Origin of the sequence: Sphingobacterium sp. LZ11T8 (assembly GCF_024261425.1) — a bacterium.
In the GTDB taxonomy this organism is placed as follows: domain Bacteria; phylum Bacteroidota; class Bacteroidia; order Sphingobacteriales; family Sphingobacteriaceae; genus Sphingobacterium.
On the sequence record NZ_JANBZY010000006.1, the window covers coordinates 253962 to 279977 of the forward strand.

Genomic DNA, 26016 nt, shown 5'->3' on the forward strand with positions numbered 1-26016 from the left:
CTACTTTTAATCAATATTTTGTTATCCTAGAAATCAATATTTTTGTGATTGATTTCTGCTAGAAGTCAAAAAAATAGCTAATTGGAAGGTTAAGTTTATCTGCTAAATTCTTTATTGTTAGAATTGTTGAATTGGATTCACCTCTCTCAATTCTCCCCAACTGTCTTGTATCGATATTACAAAAAGAAGCAAATTCCTCCTGAGACATTTCTTTCGATTCTCTTATGGACCTAATATTTAGCCCAAATTGTTTTAAAAAATTTATATCTCTAATTTTTTCCGACATTTAATACTAATGTCAAAAAATAAGTTAAAAATTATTAGGACATATATGTCCTTTTATTTATATTTGTATAATCACACCATTATTTGGTGTATGTGCATTAGACTAAAAGAGTCTCGACAGCAAATTCCGACAAATTGCAAACAGACGAGACGGTAGTGTAATGCCCAAGAATATTTTGTGTACCTTAGGTATTCACTATAGTTCTTGGGTTACTGCTGTAATTCCGCTCTGTTTGGCCGTCGGAAGCCTGCTGTACGGTTGGCAGTAACCCACACTATAGGTTCCTTTCATTTGAGACTCACTTTATAAACTAAAACAGTGAGTTATGAAAAAACAATTCTTAAAAAACCTTATCAAATCGCCCGTTTGATTTTTGATTGGATTGATGTATCTACCAATTGGTGTTGATACTAATTTCTTAATCTCCACTTATTCATAGATTTTCTAATTCCCAAAAAATTAATATTCCTAAAAAATGAAGAATTTTTATTGGGGCAGGAGAGAACTGTCCAAAAAAATCTATCGATTAGAGCCTACTGCTTTAAATTTTCAAATATGTTCACTAAGAACATTCATTACCTTGGTCTTGGCATTCCAATTGTTGTTGTTTAGTAAATCAGTTCTGGCGCAGTCTCCGAATCCAGAGGCTGTTGCTGGCTCTGGGAACCCGCCAAGTACCGTAATTGTAGGACAAAAAGTACCCACCGACTTTTGGAATCAAAAGCATACGATCTATGAAGATGGTAAAACACGGGTAATCACACTTAAAGAATTTAAAGGAAAAGTGTTGATATTGGACTTTTGGTCCGTGAGCTGTGGAAACTGCATTTTCCACCAAAAAGCGATTTCCTATTTTAAAGAAAAATTTCCAGAGCATCTCGAAGTAATCATGGTCAATCCGCTAAGAACGAAAGACAGTTTGAGCCATATCACCGCATTTGAAGATAAGTTTCGCCAAGAATATTTCCCTAATGGTTTTCGGAGCATTATCCTGGATAAGGAATTGACTAATCTATTTGCCGTTCGAGCTTTTCCTACCTATGTTTGGATTACGCCGGGAGGCATGGTGCAGACCATTACGTTCTGGAATTTTTTGAACAAGGATGCAGCAATGCCATTCCATAAAGGTAAGGGATTATGAAAGCAAGGAACTTAATCTTTATGATTGCAATCCTATGCAGTTATGGGAATCAGCTATTTGCACAGATATCGATTTCAGGAAAAGTTGTCCAAGAAGATGGATCACCAATCCCTGCAGTGAATATTTTCAGCCCGGTAAATCAAAAAAGCTACCGGACAGATTATGAAGGAAATTTTTCGATGCACTTAAAAGCAATGGACAAACTTGTTTTTACCCATCAGAATTATGACACGGTATTTGCCGATGTGGCTGACGATCAGAGCTATCTGCGGGTCACCATGAACCGAAGGACCATCGGTATAGAAGAGCTCCATATTATCGAAACGGGATACCAGAAAATTTCAAGGGAGCGGTCCACGGGAAGCTTCGAGCAGATGCGCCGCAGGGAAATTGCTCAGCGCCCTAGCAGCAATATCTTTCAGAATATGGAGGGATTTCTGCCGGGGGTGATGTTCGATAAACGAAGCGGAGATAACAAATTTCATGTCCGTGGTATCAATTCATTGACTGAATCGATGACCGCTCCTTTATTGATCGTGGACAACTTTCCTTATGCCGGAGACATCGATGCAATCAACCCGCAGGATATTGAATCTATCTCAGTCCTTAAGGATGCTGCTGCCGCATCGATCTGGGGATCCAGGGCTGGTAACGGTGTGATCGTAATAACCACCAGAAAATCGAAAGAAGGAAAGGTTCGGGTGGAGGGTGGACTGAATTATGTCACGATGGGAAAACCGAGTCTGCTCGATATTCCGACCTTGGATTCAAAGGCTTTCATGGAAATCGAAAAGGAGTTGTTTGATCAGGGAATCTACGATGCATCGCTGAATGAAACCTCTGTGACTCGAACCATGCTGAGCCCATATGTTGAATTGCTGGACAAGGTAAGGAAAGGGGAGATCTCCGAAATGGAATCAGCAGAATTAACTGAAGCTTTCGAGGGACAGGACTATCGAAAGGATCTATTGGAACATTATTATCGCCATACCTTCATGCAGAAATACAATATGTCTGCAACAGGGGGTACCCAAGATTTTAACAACCGAATTTCCCTGACCTATGATCGCGACCTTCAGGGTACAGTGACCAATAAATATGCGCGCGAAGGACTGATATGGTCCGGATTGTATAAACCGGGGAAAGCCATATCGATTGATTACCTGTTGGCATTGAATGGGCAGCAGTCGACGATGAGCCTGGAAGGCTTGAACTACCCGTTAAGTCCCGGGGGTGAAAGAAGCACGCTATATCCTTATGCGTCCTTGGTCAATGGGGAGGGGAGGCCAATACCTATGGAAAGGCAATTTTCAAATGAATATTTAGAAAAGTTCAGCGACCAGCTTCCATATGACTGGTCATATAATCCACTGGAAAATATATGGGAGTCTACTAGAAACCATCAAACGATGCAAGTGCGGGCGAACTTAGGTATCAGTTATAAGCTGTTCCCATTTTTGACCCTGAGCGGTAAATATGCACATACGATCCAATCTGAGAGCGACCAGGACCATTATGGCAGGAATTCCTATTACGTTCGTAACCTTCAGAATACATATTCCTCGATGGTCGATGGAAAGGTTTTTACACCTATTCCCGAAGGTGGTATATTTGATGAAGGGAGATCAGCACAGGTCGAAAGGCGTGGGAGAATCCAGGCAGATATTGACCTGCCTTTTTTTAGGCACCATCGATTTACATCACTGATCGGAGGAGAGGTTTCCGATCAACCCCGCGAGTCAGATTCCTATCGGTATTATGGGTATGATGAATCGATGAAAACCCATCAGTTTGTGGATTACCTGAGGACCTACAGTACCTTTCAAGGTATCTTGGGAAATACAACTATTCCAAGGTTCGGAGAACTATCATCGAAGAATACCCGGATGGCATCATTCTTCGGAAATGCAGCTTACGGCTATAAGGAAAAATATTTTTTGAATTTCTCGATGAGAAAAGATGCTTCAAACACCTTTGGCATCGGTACGAATTGGCGCTGGAACCCATTATGGTCATCTGGAATAGCGTGGAATGTCCATCGAGAAAAGTTCATGGAAAATGTACCGTTTATCAATCAGTTGAAGTTAAGGTCTACTTGGGGGCATAGTGGAAACTCTGGGGGGTTGGGCACCTCACTGCCTGTAATCCTTGAAATCAATAATTATACCCTGAACCCGGAGCGTCAGGCATATTTGTACAGCCTTCCTTATGTTGATCTGAAATGGGAGGACGTGCGCATGATGAACCTGGGCTTGGACTATAGCCTTTTTAATCGAAGAATTTGGGGAAGCCTGGAATATTTCAATAAAAAATCGACTGATATCCTTGCGCAGGATCTTTTGGAGCCCACTTTGGGCATGAACATCATGATGAAAAACGTTGCCAATATGAAAGGCGAGGGCATCGATGTGAGCATAAATACCCTCAACATCCAGCGGAGATTTTCATGGAACACACAAGCCTATTTCTCCATGGTAAAGGATAGGGTGACGGACTACTTTGGAGGGAATAGGGAATCCAGGGATTATCTTACGGCGAGAGGCCTGAGCCTTTACCCGACCGAGGAGTGGGGACTGTATCCAATTTTTGGGTTGCGGAGTTCTGGTTTGGACACTGAAGGGGACCCGGTCGGCATGTTGAACGGTGCACCCTCCAAAGATTACGTCAAGTTGAACGCAGATTCCCTTCAGAACCTGAAATATTTTGGATCGGGGATTCCGAGGTTCCATGGTTCCCTCCGGAATACATTTTCCTATAGAGGAATCACGCTGAATGTCAATATCATCTTTAAGGGGGGGAATTACTTTTCCAGAAATACAGTGAACTATTCTAGCTTAGTCAATGGATGGACTGGCCATACTGATGCACAATATCGATGGCGGAAACCGGGGGATGAAGCTAAAACCGATGTGCCGGCTTTAAAAATTCCATTGAACTCAAATCGGGACTTCTTTTATATGTATTCCCAGAGAAATGTGGAGCCAGGTGGATTCATCCGAATCCAGGATATCAACCTCAACATTCCAATCCCATTGGGAAGGACGTTGGATGCTTCGGTCAGCATCTATATGGGAAATGTGGGATTGCTATGGAGGGAGAATAGCACAGGATTGGATCCAGAGAATTTGTACATGCCGGCACCGCGAACCTATTCAATTGGATTGAACCTAAAACCTAGGAAATGATGAAAACTAAAATAATTGCATTATTGGGGCTTTGTATAACCATGGTATCCTGTAAGGATTTCTTGGCCCTGAAGCCAGAAACCTCCTACAGTCACCCCGAAAGCTTGGAGGATATCAACGCCCTATTGAACTATGAATCCAGGGTAAATGGAAATTACCTTGGAAATATCGAATCGGGGACGGATGATTTTGAGATTGATTTCTCCAGTTACAGCACCCGTTCGGCCTATTATCAAGAGTTATACCGATGGGACGAAGAACCATTTTCGGAGGACGGTGGGGCAGGTGAAAACTGGTTATTTCCCTATGAAACCATTCTATATGCCAATGTTGCACTTGAATCCCTGGAAAGGGTGAAAGGTGGGGAACCATCCTTGAGGAAGCGATTGGAAGGCGATGCGCTTTTTATACGTAGCTATCGGTTCTTCCAACTGTTGCAGGTCTATTCTCCACCATATCTGGTGGGAGACCAGGACAGCCCCTACGGAATTCCACTCCGCCTCAGTTCAAATGTCAATGAACCGTCGGTCAGAGCAACTGTGAAAGAGGGATATGGGCAGATCATTGATGACCTGAACAAGTCGATCCAATTGCTCCCGGAAGAGGTAAACTATAAAACTAGGCCCAATAAATCATCGGCATATGCGCTCTTGGCCAGGGTACAGTTGTCAATCGGTGATTACGAGAATGCACTTAAAAACGCACACCAGTCCCTGCAACGAAATTCAAAATTGTTGGACTACAATTCGATGGACCTTTCTGCAGCCTATCCCTTTATGCCCTTGAATCAAGAGGTCATTTACCATGGTAAAAGCAGTGCATCTGGTTCCTTGATGGCATCGTCGAGGTTGACGATCACACAGGATCTATTGAGTATGTATAGCGATGATGATCTACGTAAGACGGCATTTTTTGTTGCCAGAACACCTGATAGATTTCGGTTTAAGGGGTTTTATAACGGATCTGCTGCGAGCTACTTTGCGGGCATAGCAGTTGATGAAATGATGTTGATTGCAGCTGAATGCCATATTCGAACAGGAAAGGTTGGTGAAGGCATGGAGATGCTCAACAGCCTGCTTGCCAATCGGTACGACAGGATTACTTTTGTTCCACGCACAGCCAGCAACGAACTGGAAGCACTTCGGATTGTTTTGGACGAAAGAAGGAAGGAACTGCCTTTTCGGGGTATCCGCTGGACGGACCTACGACGGTTAAACCGGGATCCAAGGTTTGCTAAAACCATTCGAAGGAGCTTTCCTGTTGAGGATGACAAACCTATGGAAACCATATTGTTGCCTGAGGATCCAAGGTATTGTTATTATATCCCTCCTCAGGTCATTGAAAAGAGTGGGATGGTGCAGACCAAGCGATAAAATAAAAGAAGGCAGGCCTAAGCCTGCCTTGATTAAGGTTTAATTCACCTTCTTACTTTAATCTACCTTCTCTCTCAAAGCAGTTACTGTTTCGTTAGTTGAGGGTGTACTTGCAAAGGCATCGTTGATGCGATCTTTTACTTTGGAGGAACCCGTGGCGATTGCGCTCATATCAGGATATCCCGCTGTATTAGCTGGTGCGGATATGGTACATACTTCCTGTTGCTGACCTTCGCAGGGTTTGTTGGGATCGGGGCTCAAGGAATATTTGGTTGAATCGAGCCTGGAATCGGTCGAATTTCCATGGAAATACCAGGTAGCCGGTATTTGTTTATCCAAGTCCTGAATCTTTTCTGTAGCAAAGGAGTTGAGAAACATTGACACTGCCATTGAGCCAACAATCAGCAGGGAGGCAGTTGGAAGGGATTTTAAATTTAGGGTTTTCATGATTCATGAATTTAACTTTAATGGATTTGTTTAATCTTCAAGGCCATTCTGGTTCCTGGAACCATGGAATGGCCATTATCGTGAAGGTAGCGGACTTTTTAGGGAAATATTTTGGAAATTTCATAGATCTAATTTTAGTTTCGGAACCTAAAATTATGTGTATAAGCCTTATGACAGGTAGACCTTTTTGTGGAATAATCCAAATATGATTTATTTAGAAAAGGAAGATTCTCCATACTGTTTTCTGTAGGATCCCATCGTGATTCCAAAAGTCCTCTTGAAGATCCTGTTCAAGGTATTTGTATCTGCATACCCAAACAGGATTGACAGCTCTAGCAGGGGAATGTCGGTCTGGACCAGAATTTCTGAAATTCTGTGAAGGAGGGCTGATTTTATATGCCTACGAACAGTTTTGCCGGTAATTTCCTTGAACCCCAGTTCCAGACTGGAAACACTGATCCTATTCCTCTTTGCCAAGTCGTTCAGGTTTGGTCTTTCGTTTTTCTGCAAATCTTCATGGATCATTTGATTGGTACCTTCAACAATTGATCGGTAAAAGCTGGGCCTGGTCTGTGTATCCAATTGCTTAAAATATATGAGCAGAATTTCAGAAACGTGTTTTATCAAATCGACATTTAGCTCTGTCCTCTGGGTATAGGATCCTATCAAACCTTTTAATTTATTCAAAAATGATGTCTTGAATCCGACAGGATCCAGGTAAGTCAAAAGAAAACTTTTCTGTTGAAACATGAATTCGGTAGAGCGGAACTGATTGGGAGAGATGAAAGGCAATATTTTGGGATGTATACTGATGGTTAAAACTTCTGCAGGAAATCTTAAGGGCAAAGCAAGATAAGTTCCTTTCCTGGCAAAAAGGAAAATAGCCTCCCTCTCTAAAAGTTTTAAATTGGATGCCGCATCCTTTTTTGAAGAATAGGCTACCTGCCCCTGTAAACAGATAATGAGGACATAGGTATGCCTTTTGGCAATAATGGTTATGGATTGATGGGAAGCCGACCCACGTAGAAGGTGGTGTTCGACTAAGAGCAGATTTTTGGAGAAGCTTGCTGTCGCTACCTCCAGGCCATCGCTCCTTTTAACGATATAGGGGCTTGGTAGAAATGTTAAAATGGATTGTTGGGCAAATTGATTTGATTGGATCTCAATCGATTCTTGATCAGTTAATCGTAATTCAAAAGCAATGCTATTTTTCATGATACTAAATTTCTCTTTGAAGAGCTTTATGCAGTGGTCATCTTAATTTCGGCTAAACTCTACGTTCCAATTGAACCTGATCAAATTTTTTCAATTTTATATCGTTAGCAATGGAGACTGCTTGGGAAATCGGAATTTTTGGCTGCACATTTAAATGATCCAAAGCCTTTCCAAGGCGTTCGGGCAAATCTCCAGTTAAAGGAATAGTTTCTAATTGTAACTCATTGTAGCATGCCAACAGCCTTTCCTCGGAAACCTTTCGGAAACGCTCCGATGTAGGGCGATGTCCATCCTCCACAAACGGAAATTCGACTGGCAGATGAAAGAAGATGTCATACCTCTTCTTTGCATAGGTCTTGGCCATCTTTTCAAAACCGGCCAGCAACAGCTCAAAATCTTGATGTTGGCGATAATTCTTGATTTTCTTCCACAGCATGGTCCAACTATTCTCCTCGGGGTAAGCACCGGTGATCAGCCTGGTGCTGCCATAGAGCCATTCCTGAAGTGGACAGCCGTCGCTGATGAAGCCTGTGGACAAACTGGCTTCGGCATGCACGCGCCGCTCAAAGCGTTCCATCCCCAAACGAAGCAACTGTGCATAGGAACAGTCCTTGAGCGAGGTGCCCGGAAATAACCCGGGCAGGATCTCACGCATGGTTGGGGCATGGGTCGTTGGAATCCCGGTAGCCAGGGAAAGGGCGAGCGAGAGGCTGGTCTTTCCCGTGCAGTAGGTTCCGCTGATCACGATCCGGGGCTTATGTTCAGGGCATCTCATGGCAAATCTTAAATTTTGCATCCATGTTGCCCATCTGGCTCATGAGCGAAACGGTCTGCCAAGCTTTCCCGCGCAGCATGGTCTGCTGGCGGTGGGCGAACTGCAGATCAACGCGGTAACAATCGGATCGGTAGGGTCGCTTAAAGTCGATTTCCATGCTCCGTAGCCAAATATTGGGACAATCCATCCGATCTTTAGACAGAAGGGAATACAGCAGCACCTGCATCAGCTGTCCCGATATCCGAACGCTGTCCAAAGGGCTAAGGGGATTGTCATAGGCACTGAATCCCCAAACATCCGAAGGATATGGTAACGGTCCTGATAATTGGGCAGAAATGGATTCAGTCTGTAGGTCCATGTGGATTTGGTCCAATTCGAGGTTGCGCTGCCTGTAGAGGTCTCGGTGGAGGGAACCTTCTCCAAAAGGCCAGAGATCAAAATCCCGAAAATCGATCTGGGTTGGGCCGGGATGGTCGATAACGATACGCATCTGGGCATTCTGGATCTTTACTTCCAGGCTTGTCAAGCCAATGTTAATCGAATTGAGATCCTGATGGGATTCAGCAATGGATATTTCAAACGGAACGGTCATCCCGCTTGTGATGTCCATTGATTTTTTTATTTGGAGCGTAAGGTTCCGCAGGATGGAACGGTTAATTTCATGCCTGGTCAGCCGTTTCTGCTTGATGAGTATGCCCTCTGCCAAAAATAATCCCATGGCAACATATTCCATACTTCCCAAGTGTAGTGCCTGTTGGTTTGGCCTTTGCGGACCATCATAATGAACGGAAAATGATCCTCGGATCTGTTTTTGTCCACCCAGGCTGAAATTGGAAACCTGAACTTGGAACCTGCTGAATCCAAAGGAAAAATAACGGGTCTGGGAAGGACCCAATATGCTGTCTAAGCTATCAATTGGTTGTTTCATGGTTAGCTGTATTGCTTTTAGCTAAAAGTAGGGCAGGTAACAATGATAATTTTGGCGAATGCCGTAAGAAGTCCTGTGACATCCGCTGTTTCTGCAACTATTTAACTGATTCATATAATTGTTAACCAATGCAGCAAAAAGATTGTGATATTAATTATTAATTTATATTTTGCGAATTCGTCTAGTTTTTGAACCTAAATTTTCCAGTTATGGATATTCAAAAATTGTTATTTGAGGAAATTCGGTCAAGGATTTCCAATCCGGCCTCCTGGTCGAAGGAAATTTCCGAACTGCTGCACCTGGGCAGGGATGCGGTTTACCGCAGGGAGCGTGGTGATGTGCAGCTCACTGCCAGTGAACTAGGGAAGCTCTGCTGCCATTATGGCATTTCGCTGGACAGTTATCTGCTTAGTGACCGGCACAATGTAGTATTTAAGCACACGAGCCTCAACCATCAGGATAGCTATAACTATAGCCAATATATCCACCAGCTGCTTCTCCAACTTCAGCACATGGTTTCTTGCGAGCAAAAGGAGATTATCTTCTGTGCCGACGACGTCCCAATCTTCCATTTTATGGAATTTGCCGAGCTAACCTATTTTAAGCTCTACTCCTGGAACCAAGCCGTGCTGAACCTTGGGGTCAGTTATGAGGATTTTGTTTATGAACTCAAAAAGCAGCACCTGGAACCGGTGTTTAAAAACCTACATGAAACCTACTGCAGGATCCCATCCAGGGAAATCTGGTCAAGGGGTACGATCGGGCCAATCCTGGAACTCCTGGAATACCATTATGACATCGGTAGCTTTCGAAATCAGGATAGCATTGGCCTGCTACTGGAGCAGCTCGGCCATCTCATAACGAATCTAAAAAGATGGACCAAAAGGCAGGAAAAACACGAGGGTGTGCACTTTGACCTCTACCTATCGCCCGTGAACCTGGGCATAAGCCAGATGCTGTGCCGATTTGATGGCCAGCAGTCCGTATCGGTCAAGCTCTATACCATCAATAGCATCGCTACTTTGGACATGAGGTACGTTACCGAAACCATTGATTGGATCCGTGGTGTATTGAATAAGTCCAGCTGCCTGAGCAAACTTTCGGAAAAGGAGCGGATCCATTTCTTCAACCATTTGGATGGCTGTATTGATGGCCTGGCCGGTCGAATGAACCTTCCTCAGGCCTGAGCATAGGGATGATTGTCGATTGGAAAAAATTTTTCATGCAGTTCGGTGATTATGGGAAAGGATTTAACGGAAAAATTGATGGCACTGGTTGGGTGGTACGATTCCGCTTCAATGTGTGCGAATGGTGGTTTACTTGTGGATACATCTCTATCAGAACTACTGACCCAAACCGCAATATCAATCCAACGAATGTACTTCTTACGAAAAAAGGAATACCAATTTGAAAGGGAATTCAGGAAAGTACGGAATACAATCCTTTATATGTTGAAGAACCTTTCAAAGGAAATTGAACCTGATGGTTTACAAGGCAGGCCTTTCGAATGTGTCAATCTATTGGAGACATTTTTAGGGGAAATCGATGAACGGTTTTCCCAGCATTTGAACGGAAATGATCCCTTGAGCAAACGGATGGTAAAGGCATTCCAAAGGGAGCTTGACGAGTCTTTTGACCCCGCTCAGGTGCCCCTTCCAACCAATGTAGGAGATACTATCGATTTGCTCAAAAAGGTCCTCAGAGAACGGTTGGAACAGAATCCTAGCTATGGCGTATTGAAAAAACTGAGAGTCTTTATGGATAGATTTAAGCAGCATGTCCCTCAGAGTTTCCATCACCCTCCGTTAACCTGGGTCGATGCGAACCTAATCCTGTTGGATTATCGGGATGGGCTGTACATGAGCAGTTTACTCGAAAGGGTTAAAAGGGGAATCGAAAAATCGGACGCCAGTGAGCAGATTTCCTTTACGGAATCATTCGGGAAATACCTTCTGACACTAAAGAAAACCTCAAGGTTGAACGGTGTCAGAAAAAACCGAATGATAGGGTTGTTGGAACAGTTTATCGAAAGGTATTTGTCCTCTGAAGACAAAAAAGGGGTTCGACCTCCATTTCAGGATGGAGTCAAGGCCAAGCAAAGTGGTATGGAGAAAATTACCTGCAACCTTTCTGCTGACCAGCTTGCGCTCATCCTGCGTGCTATGGATGAAAGCCGATTGGTCGGAGCCAAATCCATGAACGCGGTCTTTCGGCAGATCATCCCATTCCTAAGTACCGACCGCAAGGTAAATCTTTCCTATGGAGCGGTCCGCAGCAAAGCGTACTCTCCAGAAGATAGGGACCGACAGGTTGCTGTTGGCCTTCTGGAGAAGATGATCGAAAAGATCCAAAGCTATTGAAATCTGCAATTATCCCTTACTTACTTACTTATTTACTAACTTCATCTCGTTTAAGGACCGAATCAAACGATTTTTCCTTTTGAATGTTCTCTGTTCTACCTAAAGATCGGTTCCTATTCCTAAACTTGCTGAAGAAGGGAAGTAATGAGCGGATCAAAGAACATAACTTTCAAACTGGTGGAATCAACATAAACCCCTCAACTGAACTATCATTAAGTTGAAAGCTAGCCTTATTTATCCATGCACAGCGGGTTTGCTTGTAAGTTGTGAATTTTCAAATTCCATAAAAAAAGGCTTATGGAACCCTATCCTATAAGCCTCAATAAGGAGGAGGAAGTCTGTAATTATAGCCTTCCGGAATCCTTGAAAGAATAATAACCATCTGGTGTTATGATCAGATGGTCAAGTACGCGGATGTCCAGCAACCGTGCTGCTTGGTCGATCTTCTTTGTGAGCAGGATATCAGGGTCACTGGGAACCAGGTTTCCCGAGGGGTGGTTGTGCACCAGGATCAAAGCTGAGGCATTCGCCTTGAGGGCTGCGGTAAATATCACTTTGGCATCCACTGGGGTGGCATCAATACCACCTGCGGAAACTTGATAGATTCCTAGCACCCTATTTCCCGTATTGAGCAATAGAATCTTAAATTCTTCTGCATACTCTATCCTTTCTGCATTCCAGCAGGTGAGCAGTAGGGAATAAACCTCTTTGGAAGATGTGAGCTTTGGTCTTTGGGAAGGTCGAAGTGGGTTTTGGTAAGATATGCGTACTTCGGCAACCTGTTGCCATTCCTGTTGATTTTGTTGAATTTCCATAGTTTTCAATTTTAAGTTTACGAATGGAATGAATTATGGCATCTGGTGCGGATGAATGGAAGCAAGGGCAAAAAGCAACGGAATAAAGGAAGGGAAGTTGGCTGGGACAGCGTTTATGCCGGAATTTTTTGTTCCGCCACCGACCCGAAGTCCGGACTTCATGGCAGAATTCTTTCCAGGGAGTAAATGATAAAATGGTCGCTCTGGAAACAATTTGGGACGGGAACAGGGAACAGCAGAGGAACAAGAAGAAAGTTGTTCTTTTTTGCCAAGGCATCAACCGCTTACTTTGATCTTAGGAACGGACAGGTGTCTGTTTATTAGAATGATAACCAATACGTAAAGCGTCATGAAAGAACTGAACTGGAATCACTTTATCTTGCTGGCCATGGCATCGACCATGCTCTATTATTTGATTTTGCTGGTCATTTTTTACCGCAGGAGGTTTTTGAGTTTTTTCGAAGGTTCAACTCAGCAATTTACACCTTTTCAAAATACTAGGAATGAACGAGCTGAAGATAGCCAAGAGGATCAAGACAAAGCTTTTCAGGTGGAAATGGAATTGGACCGGTTCTGCCAAAAACTCAGAACGATCTTTAAGCAATCGCGAATCGAGGGTAGTGCAGAAGATCTCCATATAAACATCTTAGGCCTGCTTATGCAATATCCCTTATTATGTCAAGTGGAATTAAGGCCTTCCATCGAGGAAATGATTCTTCAGGAATCCAAGGATATGCAAGGGGAGCTTAGCCAAAAACAGATGGATCGGATCTGGAAATCGATCGCATAAAAATATAGCGGATGTCCCCTCACAGCACCAGCAGCGTTGGGGCAATTGGAGAATAGGGAGAATGGTTGCCTGTTGACCGGGACATTCCGCTTACCAAAAAAAGTAAAACTTAACCCACATAGTGATGAAGAAAATTGAAGGGAATCCAAGGAGGTGGAAGCAGCAATTGTGCAAATTGATTTTTATTGCCTGCTTGCAGGTTCATGAAATTGCTTTTGCCCAAGATGGCCTGGCGGGCATCAATGAAGCCAATGAGAAGGTAAGGAGCTATTTTGATTCCGGCACCAAGTTGATGTATGCCGTAGGGGCAATACTAGGACTTATAGGAGCGGTCAAGGTATTCCAGAAATGGAACAATGGAGATCCTGATACAGGTAAGGTCGCGGCGGCATGGTTTGGAAGCTGTGTGTTTTTAGTGTTGGTAGCAACGGTAATCAAATCGTTTTTCAACGTATAGGAAAATGGCAAGTGCAGTTTTCCCGATCAATAAGGGCATCAATCAACCCCTAGAGTTCAAAGGACTCAAAGCGCAGTACATCTGGTATCTGGCTATCGGAATACTCCTGTTGCTGTTCCTGTTTGCGGGGCTTTATTATCTGGGAGTCCCAAGTATGCTATGCTTGGCAATCATTATAACCTTGGGATGCATTCTTTTTATCCAAATATTTCGCTTTAGTCGGAAGTATGGACAGTATGGCCTGATGAAAAAAATTACCAAGTCACAGTTACCTATAGCTATAAGGAGCAGAAATAGATCGGTCTTTCGTTTGGAAGCGAGATTTAAAAGATAATAATCAAATCACTTAAGTAAGTCCTTAAAATATAAGATACAGATATGGCAAAGGAGAGGTCGATGGAAGCGTTGTTTCCAATATTGGAAATTGAAGGAAATGCATTGGTAAGTAAAATGGGCGATCTGACGTTGGCCTATGAACTGGTGCTTCCTGAAATATTTACCTCAAGCGAACAGGATTTTGAGGGTTTTCATCAAGCTTGGGTGCGTGCTTTGCGGCTGCTACCAAAGCACAGCATCCTGCATAAGCAGGATTGGTTTCTAGAAAGTGTCTTTCGAGCAGAATTTCGACCCGATCCTAACAGTTTTATGAGCCAATCTTCAGACCGACATTTCCATGAACGTCCATTTCTTGACCATCGATGCTTTTTGCTACTCAGCAAATGTGTCGAACCTAAACGAATTGTCAATTCGCTTTTTTCGAACCTGATCAAGCCTAATCTTGTTCCACGAAATATTTTGGAGGATGACTATGCGGAACGTTTTCGGGAATGTTGCCAGCAATTCGTGAACATCCTTCAAGAAAGTGGACTTTGCCGAATTCGAGATATGAGGCATGACGAGCTAGAGAGTACATTGAACCAGGCAGGACTGCTGGAACGGTACTGTACACTTTCGTCAGGCAACGATCCACTCTTGCTACGTGACATTGATCTAAGCAATGACATTCGAATTGGCGGAAAAGAGGTAGGCTGTTATACCCTCGGTGATGCGGAATCCCTTCCATCGCTGTGCGCAAGCCGCATGAACTACGATAAATACAGCACAGACAGGAGCAAGTTCAGCGTGGGTTTTGCTTCGCATTTGGGACAACTGCTTCCCTGCAATCACCTGTATAACCAGTATATCTTTTTGGAAGATGCCGAGCAGACCTTAAAAAAAATGGAAGGAAAGCGTTTGCGTCTACAATCCCTTGCAGCTTACAGTCGGCAGAACCTTATTGCTAGGGATGCGACCAATGCTTTTTTAAACGAAGCTTTTGCGCTGCAGCATCAAGCTGTCAAAGCGCATTTTAATATCCTGATCTGGTCAGAAGAGGAACAACAACTTAAAAAAGCAAAGCAACTGCTTTCATCCTCCCTAGCGAGCATGGACTGCCGGATCAAAGAAGAAACGGTAGGAGCAGCTCAAATTTTCTGGGCAGGGATACCTGGAAACGCAGGTTCTTTTCCTATGAACGAATGCTTCGATACCTTTACCAACCAAGCCAGCTGTTTTTTGAATCTGGAAACAGGCTATCGAAGTTCGATTAGTCCTATTGGTATCCGACTTGGAGACAGACTTAGCGGAAAGCCACTCCATGTTGACATCAGTGATGAACCTATGGAAATGGGGATCTGTACGAATCGGAATAAATTTATTTTGGGACCTTCAGGAAGTGGAAAATCCTTCTTTACCAACCACATGGTCCGAACTTATTTTGAACAAGGCTGCCATGTGGTTTTGGTGGACGTTGGACATTCCTACCAAGGACTTTGCGAGCTGGTTGGAGGCTATTACTTTACCTATACCGAAGACAATCCAATCCGGTTCAATCCTTTTTACCTAGGACAGGGGGACCAGCTGGATACCGAAAAAAAAGAAAGTATTAAGACACTGCTGCTCGCGCTATGGAAAAAAGATGACGAAGCTTTTCGCCGTTCAGAATATGTTGCCTTATCCAACGCCATCAGCGGTTTCTATGAATATCTTGCCCTAAAGGACGGAATTTTCCCCTGTTTCGACAGTTTCTATGAGTACCTCCATGACACTTTTCGTCAAACGGTGGCTAGGGATCGGGTGAAGAGGCAGGATTTCGATATCGATAATTTTCTCTATGTGCTGCGTCCTTACTATGCAGGAGGTGAATTTGACTACCTTCTCAATGGCCAAGACAAGTTGGATATGCTCCACGAAAGGTTTATAGTCTTTGAGCTGGACAACATTAAAGACCACCCGATTCTATTTCCCGTTGTTACCATCATCATCATGGAAGTTTTCATCAGCAAGCTTCGAAAAATGAAAGGTGTGCGTAAGATGATCCTGATCGAAGAAGCGTGGAAAGCCCTGATGAAGGAAGGTTTTGCTGAATATATCAAATACCTTTTCAAGACGGTCAGAAAGTATTTCGGTGAGGCGGTCGTGGTTACCCAGGAAGTCGATGACATCATCTCTTCGCCTGTGGTCAAGCAAGCCATCATCAACAATAGCGATTGCAAGATTTTGCTCGACCAAAGTAAATATCAAAACAGATTTGATCAGATCCAAGAACTCCTTGGTCTGACCGAAAAAGAAAAGGCGCAAGTGCTCTCACTGAACCGAGCGAATGATCCTAATCTGAAATATAAGGAAGTCTTTATTAGCCTTGCAGGTGTCATTAGCAAAGTTTACCGTACGGAAGTGTCGATGGAGGAGTATCTGGTCTACACGACCGAGGAACGCGAAAAATTTCGCCTGCGAAATTACATGGATGCTCAGCATGGGGATGTTCAAAGTGCTGTAAAGGCTATGGTTAAAGATAACATCCAGTAAATAACTGATCAGTATATAAACTTTAATTAATCGATATATAGGGTTATGAAAAAGCATTTTATCGTAATTATGTTGCTTTTTTTGTTCATGCATATTGTGCCAAACCGGCCAACGGCCAGTGCACAATTGGTCCTTTCAGAAGTCATCAAGGCGGCGATAAAAAAAGTAGTCAAGGCCATGGATTTGAAAGTTCAGCGGCTGCAGAACAAAACAATCTGGCTTCAACAAACACAAAAAACAATAGAAAATCTACTCTCCAAAACTCGTTTGGACGAGATTGCTGCCTGGAGCTTCCGTCAAAAGGAAACATTTGCATCCTATTATGAATCGCTCATGAAGGTAAAGTCAGTCCTACTCCAATTTAATCAGGTGAAGGAGATTATTCAAAAGCAAGTCGCTATGGTAGGAATCTATCAGCGAACTTGGAACGACCTTAAAAAGAAAGACCATTTTACAGCAGAAGAACTGCACTATATGGCCAAAGTGTATGCCGGCATCTTAGCGGAAAGCCTAGGTAATGTCGAGGAGCTTACCAGTTTGGTGAGTTCCTATTCTTTTCAGATGAGTGATGGTGAACGCATGAAACTAATCAATGTCCTAAGCGATCGAGTCGAGGATAATTACCAGAGCCTTTTACGGTTCAACCGGCAGAATAGCTTGCTCAGCCTGCAACGGAGTAAATCCTTAAAAGAGGTTCTGCGAATCAAAAAACTCCATGGAATCCCTGATAAAAATTTAGAACGATGAGAAAATGGATGGCCTTGGCTTGTGCAATCCAGCTGACCATAAGCCTAGTTCAAGGGCAAACACTAAAAGAATGGATCCGGCAGAAGAAGACCCAGCAAGAATACCTGTTGACCCAGATTCTTGCCAACCAAATGTACCTGGATCTTTTGACTAAGGGTTACCGTGTATTTCGTACTGGAATGAGCATCGTAGCCGAATGGAAGCAAGATGAATTCAAGCTCCACAAGACTTTTTTTAGATCCCTTGGCCTAGTTCGACCTGCTGTACGTCGATTCGGAAAAATTGCTGAGAGTACGGCCATCCTGATGGAAATTGTCGCTATGCATCGCCGGCTGAGCAAACGCCTAACAGGAAGTGAACTTTCCCAAGAAGAAAAGCAATATATGCAATCTATGTTGGAAGTCATCTTAAAGAAAAGCTTTACGAGTTTTGATCAGGTTGTGGAATTACTTGAGGAATCCTTTGATCTAGAAGATCAGCAAAGATTGATTCGTTTGCAGCAAATTCATGAGCATTTGGAAGAGCATCTCCTGATGATCCGGGAAGTGGAGATAACGACGAATTACTTGGAAAGTAATAGGATTAAGGAGCTGAAGCAATCTTCTGATATGCAAAGGCTTCATCAACAATAGTAAAGAAAATGAAAGCGATAAAACCGATAATTTTTGCCTTCTTGATGATCTCGGTTCAGGCACTGCCGGCGAGATCACAATCCGCTGAGGTGGTTCAACTATTGCTCAATGTGGAGAAGCTGGCACAGTTCAAAACCATATTGAAGCAAATGAAACAGGGTTATAACATCCTTCAAGGCGGCTACCGTAATGTTAAGGATCTGAGTGCCGGTAATTTCAACCTTCACAAAACCTTTTTGGATGCACTGCTTCGCGTAAGTCCAACAGTGAGACGATACCATAAAGTTGCCGACATCATTCAAATGCAGCTGAATATCCTCGAAACTTGCCATACTTTCAACAGGCAACTAAATAAGAAAAAACTTTTTCAAGGCGGGGAACTGAGCTATCTGCTAAAGATTTATCAAGGCCTGTTAGACCGCTCGTTAAATAACTTGGAGGAGCTGGTGCTGGTCTTAAGCGATCGAGTGCTCAGCATGAATGACTCCGAACGGCTCCATGCGATTGATGGAATCTATGATGAAATGCAAGAGATGACGATCTTTCTGAGAAAATTTTCCAATGATTCCAAATTGCTGCTGCTTCAGCGCAAGAAGGAAGTGAATGATGTAAGATCCATCCGAAAGCAAATTGAACAACCTTAAAATTCTGAATGATGAAACCTTTACTAGTATACTTGGGCTTGATTCTATTTGCTTCTATGGTTCCCTTGGTATCCAAGGGGCAGGGAATTGCCCAGGAAATGCAGAGTATGCATGCAGTCTTGGAGCAGCTATACGCTGAGATGATGCCCCTTTGCAGCACACTGATCGGTGTAGCCCAAGGGATTGCCGGATTTGCTGCGACGTGGTATATCGGTTCTAGGGTCTGGCGGCATATTGCCAATGCGGAACCGGTGGATTTTTATCCCTTACTTCGACCATTTGTCATCGGCTTCTGCATTGCACTGTTTCCATCGGTCATTTCGCTGATCAATGGCGTGATGAATCCGGTCGTTTCAGCTAGTTCAGCAATGGTGAAAGATTCAAACCGCGCGATTGAAGTGCTGCTTGAAAAAAAGGAAGAAGCCATCAGGCAAACCGATTCCTGGCAAATGTATGTAGGGGATACCGGAGAAGGAAATCGTGATAAATGGTATAAATATACCCACGGCGAAGATCCTTCATCAGAGGGAATGCTGGATGAAATTGGCAATGATATCAAGTTTGCCATGGCCAAAGCATCCTATAATTTCCGCAATTCAGTCAAGGAATGGCTCAGTGAGGTCTTACAGATCCTGTTTGAGGCCGCAGCACTATGCATCAATACGCTGCGAACCTTTCAGTTGGTGGTGCTATCCATTTTAGGCCCCTTGGTGTTCGGCATTGCCGTGTTTGACGGCTTTCAGCATACCCTGACCGTTTGGATCGCCAGATACATCAATATTTTCCTTTGGCTTCCGGTTGCCAATATCTTTGGTGGTATTCTGGGCAAAATCCAGGAAAATATGCTCAAGCTTGACCTCTCACAACTCGCCGATCAAGGAGATACCTTCTTTAGCCGGACGGACTTGGCGTATTTGGTTTTCCTGATCATCGGTATCGTGGGCTATTTCAGCGTGCCTTCGGTAGCCAACTATATCGTGCATGCGGGAGGTGGTTCGGTGCTGGGTCAGAAAGTTGGAAGCCTGATATCCAAATCCAGTCAAGTGGTCCTCAGTGGGGGCGCTGCTGCAGGGGGAATGGTCATCGATGCCTTAGGTTCAGCCCATAATAAAATGACCCAAGATCTGTCGGGAAGCAGCCAGTCGGATCCTTATTTCCCCCATGAGAGAAAGGGGCATTCCTTTATGGACGATAAATTGAAAGGGCAGTAATCTATGGGTAAGAAGTATCCAAAATAAGTAAGGTGCTTGATTAAGGTTATGATTAAAAAAGAGGAGATATGTTTGGAAAATTAAGAAACTTGGATCGTGCATTTCAGCAAGTACGCCTATTCAGTATATTGACTGTATCTGGGAGCCTTATACTGAGCTTTTATGCACTGTATCAGAGTTTCAGGTCAGTACGCGGCATGCAGGACCGAATCTATGTCCTTGCACAGGGAAAAGCCATGGAGGCTTACGCCAGCAATCGCGGAGAAAATTTTAACGCAGAGGCAAAAAGTCATATCGCAAATTTTCACCAGCTGTTCTTCAATTTGGTACCCGACGAGCAGGCTAACCGCAAGAATATCCGAATGGCGCTGTACTTGGCGGACCAGCGTGCCCACCGCGTCTACTCGGATCTCGTGGAAAGCGGTTATTATATCAACTTGGTTTCGGGAAATGTCAGCCAGAAGATCGCAGTTGATAGTATCCAGCTTTTTGAGCGTCAGCTGGAGATGCATTTTCGCTTTTTTGGCAAGCAAACCATCACCAGAAGTAGCCAAATCGTTGTCCGCTCGCTCATTACGGAGGGGTCTCTAAGAGAAATCGCGCGATCGGACCATAATCCGCACGGGCTGTTGATTGAACAATGGAAGACACTGGAAAACAAGGATATTGAAGTCGCCCAAAGAAATCGATAAATCCATATTAAAAATGTAAGAATCTTGGAAGGAGGGGAAGATGGAAAGGTTAGATATGGTTCTTAAAGACCGGCATGCAATCGCACTAAAAAAGAGATCAGTGGCGTGGCCTTTGGATCCCGTGTTTTGCTTTATTACGTTCTCAAGCGTGCTGGTGCTGGTACACATCCATCTATTAATACGTTTAACAGAAATGGTTCGGGCAGTATATCGCGTGCCACATAAATTTCACCTGCATCAAAGCAAACAGCTGAATTTTCCTCCTCCTATACAGCCCATCATTCTAAAACACGATACTTTACAAATGGATCCCTGCTATTACCAAGGACTTCCAACGACTTTTTAAGTAAAAATAAACACCAAAATAAATCGCATGAATAAAATGAAACAATTCCGATGGAGCCGGCGCAAGCAGCAGCTGCTTTTTGCCGCCCCGCTATTGATCCTTCCTGTCGCCGCTCTGGGATTTTGGAGTATGGAAAACCTTGAGCAACATAAAAAGGAGACCTTAGACAGCTTAAAAAATGGAACCTTGTTGGATGTTCCACAGGCACAAGTTTCCAGTAAAGAAGAACCGGACAAAATGGATCTATATGCAAATAGCGTATTCCTTGAGGATGGCCAACCTATAACATCTGTCCCTCTGAACGAAAATTGGAACCAGCAGTCGGTCGACAGCATTCATGACGGAGCATTCTCTTCAACAGATGATGCCTTTATGAACCTCGAGGCATCAAATGAAGGTTCTCAACAAGTGGCAGTGCTGGAAAAACGCTTGCTTTCCCTGCAGGCCCAGCTGAACCAACAGAGACCTCCCTTGCAGGAAAATCAATACGAAAACATGGCAAGACCCTTAACCTCTCCAATTTCTTCAGATGTCCAAAGGCTTGAACTGTTGATGGAAAAGATGGAAACGGGGAATACGGAAGACCCAGAACTCGCTCAGCTTTCAAGCATGCTCGAGAAAATCATTTCGATTCAGCATCCCGAACGCCTGCAGCAGGAAATGCAGCAAGAAGCTCTGGCACTACAACCTGCTATTTATGAAGTGACTGGTGAACGGGATCTTGTACCACGCAGTTTGATGCTGGATAACGTTGTTGAAGGTGAAGTAGAAGGATTTTTTGGACTGGGTGATCCGGGGGAAATGCAGCTGCAAAAGGAAAATGCCATTCAGGCTGAAATCTACGGAGAACAAACGGTTGTCAATGGATCCACCTTAAGGATAAGCTTGAGAGAGGACGTTCAACTTGCTGGTTCAAAGCTAAAGAAAGGCAGCATGCTATTCGGTGTGGTCGGCCTGCAAGGCGATCGACTTCAGGTCAGGATCAGTGGAATTCGTATGGATCAGTCTTTACTGCCCGTGGAACTAGCGCTCTTTGACTTGGACGGGATTGCGGGCATCTATATTCCGGGATCCATCGCCCGGGAAGGTGCCAAGAACGCTTTAGATCAAGGCATACAAGCCATGCGATTCAGTGAATTGAATGAATCGCTGAGTGGAAAGGCGATCGATGTGGGAATCGATGCGGCAAAGGATCTGCTTGCCAGAAAAGCGAAGCTAATCAAGGTGACCATTAAGGACGGATACCGGGTCTTGCTTAAGCAGAAATAATAAAGAGTCAACAACATTTAATCAATAGATAGATCATGAAAAACATCATTATGTACTTGGCAATCCTTGGGATCTGGTATCCTTGGAATGCCGCGGCTCAGCAGAGGAAGCCGACGAAACTCGCCATAAGCCATAACAAAACCACCAATATTGTCTTTCCTTTTTCCATTGTCGGTGTTGATCGCGGAAGTCCGGATATTTTGGTGCAGAAAGCCCAAGGTGTCGCACACATCCTGCAGGTAAAATCTTCCATAGCCGATTTTGACACCACAAACCTCTCGGTTATTACCGGAGATGGACGTCTGCACAGCTTTATATTAAGCTATGCAAAATCACCAAAGGAGCTCGAGTATGTTGTTCCTAAAATCAGTAGCAGACAGATTCCGGGGCCAGATGCCAATGAGGAGTGCTTGGAATCAAATATCAGATTATTAAAACAGCTACCTACCGATAAGCTGATTAAAAGTAGCAAAGCATTCGGTATGGAATGTGCGCTTCAGGGATTATTCGTGCAAGATAACCTGTTTTATTTCGTATTCCAGATCAGCAATAAATCGGCTATCGATTATGACATGGAAAACCTGAGGTTCTTTGTCCGGGATAATAAACAGGTCAAAAGGACAGCATCCCAAGAACTTGAAATCAGCCCGATCCCTACACCTAAAAGCAACGTATCGGTGGCAGGTTCTGCAAAACAAAAAATCGTCTATGTGCTCCCCAAATTTACGCTGGCCGATCAAAAACACCTGCTGATAGAAATCAAGGAGAAAGATGGCGGAAGAAATTTTGAAATACGGCTGAAAAACAAAGACCTGATGAAGGCGAAATGGATAAACGATTAAATATACCAATCATGAACAGCAAAAATTTTGAATACCTACGTGAACAGGTCAAGTTCACCGGTTTCGGAGAAGGATTAGAAAATGAATTACGTGAAGCGCTGACTCAAGGAAAGCCAGCTTTCACATTAGACTTTCATGCCCAATACCAAGAGGATTACCTGCAGGCAAGTCTCAATTTCAGCAAATCCAAGGAAACGGATTTCTATTTTTTCAATTCGTACAAAATGGAACTTCAGAAGCAGGGTGCTAGCCAAGAGCTTAGCCAGCAATTCTATATCCATAAGGGAAAGAACATCACGATGAAGGAAGCCTATAACCTGCTCAGTGGCCGTTCGGTCTATAAAGAGTTAACCAACCAAAACGGGGAGGACTATAAAGCTTGGCTGCAATTGGATTTTAGGCAGACAGACTCGTTTGGGAATTACAAAATGAATCAATATCACGACAACTACGGATTTGATCTATCCAAAGAATTGGAAGGGATCGGTATTGAATCTTTCAAGAACAGCAATACCGAGATGAATTTCTTGATTCACTGAAAAAGGGAAACCTACAATCTGCGAACATGCTGCGAGGTGAAGAGACAATCAATATCTTTGTGGAGGCAAATCCGCAATACAAAACCATCAATATCTATGATACCAATAATAAGAAAATTAGCCAATCCATACCTCAACATCAACGAAAGGAACAAGCACAAGAAGAAAAAAAGTCTGCGAAGGTGAAAAAGGGAATAGCAGCTGATGGAGAATCCGCCGAAAAGCCTTCCAAGCGGAAAGTAAAACAATCCTTAGGATAATATCATGCATTCTGCAAATGGATTGGAGCTGATCAGCAAGTTTATGAAAGGAATTGCGAACGACGGTCGCATCGGTTCGACCCATATTGCGATATATACTGCCATTTGGATATATTGGATGGAATGTGATCGGCCAGCCTACATTCAGGCCTATTGTCGGCAGATCATGCCTATGGCTAAGATCCGGGCATCTAGTACCTATTATGGGTGTTTATCCGACTTGAATGATTTTGGTTACTTGCATTATGAACCCTCGTACAACCGAAATAAACCGAGTCGTATAAGCCTATATAGAATAGAGACAGGATTTTGAAATAATGGGAAATTAGAAAATGGTGCTGCCTTGTCGATTATGAAAAGGCAGCATTTTTTATGAGGAGATAGTTGATGAATGAACAAGGAAAAGGAACACCAATGAACATGGAGAAGAGCGATCAGTCAAAAAAGCCTTTGGAAATAGAACGTCAAAAGACCATTAAACTATTGACAGAAATCATCCTTCAGAACGTGCGGAGAAGGTACCTAGAAACTGATTTTGGAATTTGGGGATATAAAAGACCCTCTCGAAGAAAATAAATGTTAAATAATTTTGCTTAAACCGGATTAATTCCGATTTTTATGTAAATATTTAACATGAAAGTCGAAGATGCCTTATTGAATTACCGTGAGCAGGTGCTTACACGCCAAATTCTCCTGAGTTTGCTGAATGACTATCAACGTCCCAATGACAAGATCAGCGAAATGATCAAACAGGGGAAATTGATTCCATTAAAGAATGGCCTTTATATTCCGGGACCGAATTTGCGTATGGGTCCACCTAGTCATAAATTAATTGCCAACCATCTTTGGGGGCCAAGTTATGTATCTTTGGATTCTGCACTTTCATTTTGGGGGATGATTCCAGAAAAGGTTTTTGAAGTGTTATCCTGTACCACTAAATTGGCCAAGTATTATCAAACGCCTATCGGCCGTTTTCGGTATTACCATGTTGAAGAAAGCTACTACTCTTTGGGAATTAAAAGCGTCAAGGTAACTGAGAGGCAGAGCGTACTGATGGCGAGCCCCGAAAAAGCACTCTTTGACCGGATCATCCTCACTTCGGGCATTTTATTGAGAAGTAAATTACAAACTGAATCATTTTTATTTGAAGATCTACGAATGGATGGTGATCAACTGTCCATGTTGGATGTGCAAATGATGGAGGAATGGTTGAAGTTCTCACCTAAAAAGAAAAGCCTTGAATGGTTAATTAGGGTCATTAAAAACAATTGATTATTATGATAAAAGAATGGCTGGCATCCTATGGACCAAAGAATCAAGAACAGGCATTCTCTGCCCTTCGTGAGATTATGCAAGAAGTAGCCTTGGCTGGTCTTCAACGATCTGGATTTTTTGAGAAGGCGGCATTTTATGGAGGTACTGCCCTCCGTATATTCTACGGACTGGATCGTTTTTCAGAAGACTTGGATTTTTCATTGCTATCGAGTGATCCTGAGTTTTCGTTGGAACCTTATTTTAAAGGACTGGTGGAGGAGTTTGCTAATGTTGGGTTGCAAGTAAGTATCAAAGAAAAGAAAAAGACTAAAGGAACTTCGATCGATTCTGCCTTCTTAAAACCGGAAACAGTCTGGAGAGAACTGATCCTAGAAGGAATGGTGCTAGAGGCGGGCTTGGGTGCAATGGTTGGTCTCAAGATCAAATTGGAGGTGGATAGACAACCACCATTGCGTTTTGAAACCGAGGAGAAGCTTCTGATAAAACCTTTCTCTTTTTATGTAAAATGCTTTACCAAATCCAATCTATTTGCAGGAAAAATGCATGCCTTACTATTTCGTAAATGGAAAAATAGGGTGAAGGGTAGGGATTGGTATGACCTAGAGTGGTACATCAGAAAAGGAGTTCCATTGAATCTGGATCATTTCCTAGCCAGAGCGCAAGATACAGGAAACTGGACGAATTCAACCATCGAGAAAGAAGAATTATTGGATCTTTTGAAGAAACGTATCGACTCTGTATCCATGGAGGCAGTGAAGGAGGATATTGTCAAATTTATTCCAGATAACAAAAAACTTGATATCTGGTCAAAAAAATATTTCTTGGAACTCATCGAACAACTTAAGTTTGAATGATCTCCATCCTCGATAAAATATGTCAATAGAAGCATATAGAATCGGAATTTTTCCGATTTAATATTGTTTATTTAACAAATCCATCC

28 protein-coding genes are annotated in these 26016 nt (G+C 43.3%); 22 read left to right on the forward strand and 6 right to left on the reverse strand.

Translation table 11 applies throughout. The features are described from left to right. Positions 1–58: 58 nt before the first annotated feature. Complete coding sequence (locus NLF99_RS19840) at positions 59–286, reverse strand: helix-turn-helix domain-containing protein (RefSeq protein WP_368041476.1); 228 nt, start codon at positions 284–286, stop codon at positions 59–61. Positions 287–761: 475 nt separating this feature from the next. On the opposite strand from NLF99_RS19840, the gene NLF99_RS15325 reads away from it, so the two are divergent. The 3 genes from NLF99_RS15325 to NLF99_RS15335 are packed head-to-tail and all read left to right on the forward strand — an operon-like array spanning position 762 to position 5985. Continuing rightward, positions 762–1427, forward strand: coding sequence for a TlpA disulfide reductase family protein (locus tag NLF99_RS15325; RefSeq protein ID WP_254529341.1), 666 nt, complete (start codon positions 762–764; stop codon positions 1425–1427). Continuing rightward, on the forward strand, positions 1424–4612 hold the full coding sequence (locus NLF99_RS15330; protein WP_254529343.1) for a SusC/RagA family TonB-linked outer membrane protein: 3189 nt from the start codon (positions 1424–1426) through the stop codon (positions 4610–4612). The genes NLF99_RS15325 and NLF99_RS15330 overlap by 4 nt, the downstream gene beginning before the upstream one ends. Continuing rightward, on the forward strand, positions 4609–5985 hold the full coding sequence (locus NLF99_RS15335; RefSeq protein WP_254529344.1) for a RagB/SusD family nutrient uptake outer membrane protein: 1377 nt from the start codon (positions 4609–4611) through the stop codon (positions 5983–5985). The genes NLF99_RS15330 and NLF99_RS15335 overlap by 4 nt, the downstream gene beginning before the upstream one ends. A 57-nt stretch (positions 5986–6042) precedes the next feature. Here NLF99_RS15335 and NLF99_RS15340 read toward each other — a convergent pair whose 3' ends face one another. The 4 genes from NLF99_RS15340 to NLF99_RS15355 all read right to left on the reverse strand — a co-directional run bounded on the left by NLF99_RS15340 (position 6043) and on the right by NLF99_RS15355 (position 9350). Further along, positions 6043–6375 carry a hypothetical protein gene (locus NLF99_RS15340; RefSeq protein ID WP_254529346.1) on the reverse strand — a complete coding sequence of 111 codons (333 nt, stop codon included), beginning with the start codon at positions 6373–6375 and terminating at the stop codon, positions 6043–6045. 267 nt (positions 6376–6642) lie between these two features. Continuing rightward, positions 6643–7647, reverse strand: a complete 1005-nt coding sequence (locus NLF99_RS15345; RefSeq protein ID WP_254529347.1) for a helix-turn-helix transcriptional regulator — start codon at positions 7645–7647, stop codon at positions 6643–6645. A gap of 52 nt (positions 7648–7699) precedes the next feature. Next, on the reverse strand, positions 7700–8443 hold the full coding sequence (locus NLF99_RS15350) for an ATP-binding protein (protein WP_254534397.1): 744 nt from the start codon (positions 8441–8443) through the stop codon (positions 7700–7702). Beyond that, entirely contained in the window at positions 8409–9350 is a 942-nt protein-coding gene (locus tag NLF99_RS15355) for an AvrD family protein (RefSeq protein ID WP_254529349.1), read from the reverse strand. The genes NLF99_RS15350 and NLF99_RS15355 overlap by 35 nt, the downstream gene beginning before the upstream one ends. A 188-nt stretch (positions 9351–9538) precedes the next feature. On the opposite strand from NLF99_RS15355, the gene NLF99_RS15360 reads away from it, so the two are divergent. Together NLF99_RS15360 and NLF99_RS15365 are read left to right on the forward strand one after the other, a co-directional pair. Next, positions 9539–10537: a helix-turn-helix transcriptional regulator gene (locus tag NLF99_RS15360; RefSeq protein ID WP_254529351.1), complete on the forward strand. Its 999-nt coding sequence runs from the start codon at positions 9539–9541 to the stop codon at positions 10535–10537. A gap of 51 nt (positions 10538–10588) precedes the next feature. Further along, positions 10589–11710: a hypothetical protein gene (locus NLF99_RS15365; protein WP_254529353.1), complete on the forward strand. Its 1122-nt coding sequence runs from the start codon at positions 10589–10591 to the stop codon at positions 11708–11710. 344 nt (positions 11711–12054) lie between these two features. Here NLF99_RS15365 and NLF99_RS15370 read toward each other — a convergent pair whose 3' ends face one another. Continuing rightward, positions 12055–12525, reverse strand: a complete 471-nt coding sequence (locus tag NLF99_RS15370; RefSeq protein ID WP_254529355.1) for a RadC family protein — start codon at positions 12523–12525, stop codon at positions 12055–12057. A 349-nt stretch (positions 12526–12874) separates the two neighbouring features. Between NLF99_RS15370 and NLF99_RS15375 the strand changes: the two genes are divergently transcribed. From NLF99_RS15375 to NLF99_RS15455, 17 genes are all read left to right on the forward strand, one after another. Then, positions 12875–13315 carry a hypothetical protein gene (locus NLF99_RS15375; RefSeq protein ID WP_254529358.1) on the forward strand — a complete coding sequence of 147 codons (441 nt, stop codon included), beginning with the start codon at positions 12875–12877 and terminating at the stop codon, positions 13313–13315. Positions 13316–13439: 124 nt separating this feature from the next. Then, positions 13440–13772: a DUF4134 domain-containing protein gene (locus NLF99_RS15380; protein ID WP_254529362.1), complete on the forward strand. Its 333-nt coding sequence runs from the start codon at positions 13440–13442 to the stop codon at positions 13770–13772. Positions 13773–13776: 4 nt separating this feature from the next. Then, positions 13777–14106 (forward strand): DUF4133 domain-containing protein, encoded by a 330-nt coding sequence (locus tag NLF99_RS15385; protein ID WP_254529365.1) that lies wholly within the window; start codon positions 13777–13779, stop codon positions 14104–14106. Positions 14107–14150: 44 nt separating this feature from the next. Continuing rightward, positions 14151–16619, forward strand: coding sequence for a TraG family conjugative transposon ATPase (locus NLF99_RS15390; protein WP_254529367.1), 2469 nt, complete (start codon positions 14151–14153; stop codon positions 16617–16619). A gap of 45 nt (positions 16620–16664) precedes the next feature. Next, complete coding sequence (locus NLF99_RS15395; RefSeq protein ID WP_254529369.1) at positions 16665–17366, forward strand: conjugal transfer protein TraI; 702 nt, start codon at positions 16665–16667, stop codon at positions 17364–17366. After that, complete coding sequence (locus NLF99_RS15400) at positions 17363–17998, forward strand: hypothetical protein (RefSeq protein WP_254529371.1); 636 nt, start codon at positions 17363–17365, stop codon at positions 17996–17998. The genes NLF99_RS15395 and NLF99_RS15400 overlap by 4 nt, the downstream gene beginning before the upstream one ends. Before the next feature lie 8 nt (positions 17999–18006). After that, positions 18007–18642, forward strand: coding sequence for a TerB family tellurite resistance protein (locus NLF99_RS15405; RefSeq protein WP_254529374.1), 636 nt, complete (start codon positions 18007–18009; stop codon positions 18640–18642). A gap of 8 nt (positions 18643–18650) precedes the next feature. Further along, positions 18651–19853, forward strand: a complete 1203-nt coding sequence (traJ, locus tag NLF99_RS15410) for a conjugative transposon protein TraJ (protein WP_254529377.1) — start codon at positions 18651–18653, stop codon at positions 19851–19853. Positions 19854–19921: 68 nt separating this feature from the next. Continuing rightward, complete coding sequence (gene traK, locus NLF99_RS15415) at positions 19922–20545, forward strand: conjugative transposon protein TraK (RefSeq protein ID WP_254529379.1); 624 nt, start codon at positions 19922–19924, stop codon at positions 20543–20545. A 382-nt stretch (positions 20546–20927) separates the two neighbouring features. After that, entirely contained in the window at positions 20928–22160 is a 1233-nt protein-coding gene (traM, locus tag NLF99_RS15420; RefSeq protein WP_254529381.1) for a conjugative transposon protein TraM, read from the forward strand. 35 nt (positions 22161–22195) lie between these two features. Next, positions 22196–23002, forward strand: a complete 807-nt coding sequence (gene traN, locus NLF99_RS15425) for a conjugative transposon protein TraN (protein ID WP_254529384.1) — start codon at positions 22196–22198, stop codon at positions 23000–23002. Positions 23003–23013: 11 nt separating this feature from the next. Further along, positions 23014–23541 carry a hypothetical protein gene (locus NLF99_RS15430; RefSeq protein ID WP_254529387.1) on the forward strand — a complete coding sequence of 176 codons (528 nt, stop codon included), beginning with the start codon at positions 23014–23016 and terminating at the stop codon, positions 23539–23541. 26 nt (positions 23542–23567) lie between these two features. Then, a complete protein-coding gene (locus NLF99_RS15435; protein WP_254529390.1) occupies positions 23568–23801 on the forward strand; it encodes a hypothetical protein in 234 nt (77 codons plus the stop codon). Between the two features lie 4 nt (positions 23802–23805). Next, a complete protein-coding gene (locus tag NLF99_RS15440) occupies positions 23806–24114 on the forward strand; it encodes a hypothetical protein (protein ID WP_254529392.1) in 309 nt (102 codons plus the stop codon). Positions 24115–24188: 74 nt separating this feature from the next. Continuing rightward, the gene (locus tag NLF99_RS15445) at positions 24189–24377 is read left to right on the forward strand and encodes a hypothetical protein (protein ID WP_254529395.1); all 189 of its coding nucleotides are present in this window, start codon (positions 24189–24191) and stop codon (positions 24375–24377) included. Positions 24378–24434: 57 nt separating this feature from the next. Further along, complete coding sequence (locus NLF99_RS15450) at positions 24435–25073, forward strand: hypothetical protein (RefSeq protein ID WP_254529398.1); 639 nt, start codon at positions 24435–24437, stop codon at positions 25071–25073. Between the two features lie 5 nt (positions 25074–25078). After that, positions 25079–25930: a nucleotidyl transferase AbiEii/AbiGii toxin family protein gene (locus NLF99_RS15455; protein ID WP_254529400.1), complete on the forward strand. Its 852-nt coding sequence runs from the start codon at positions 25079–25081 to the stop codon at positions 25928–25930. The last annotated feature ends 86 nt before the right edge of the window (positions 25931–26016 follow it).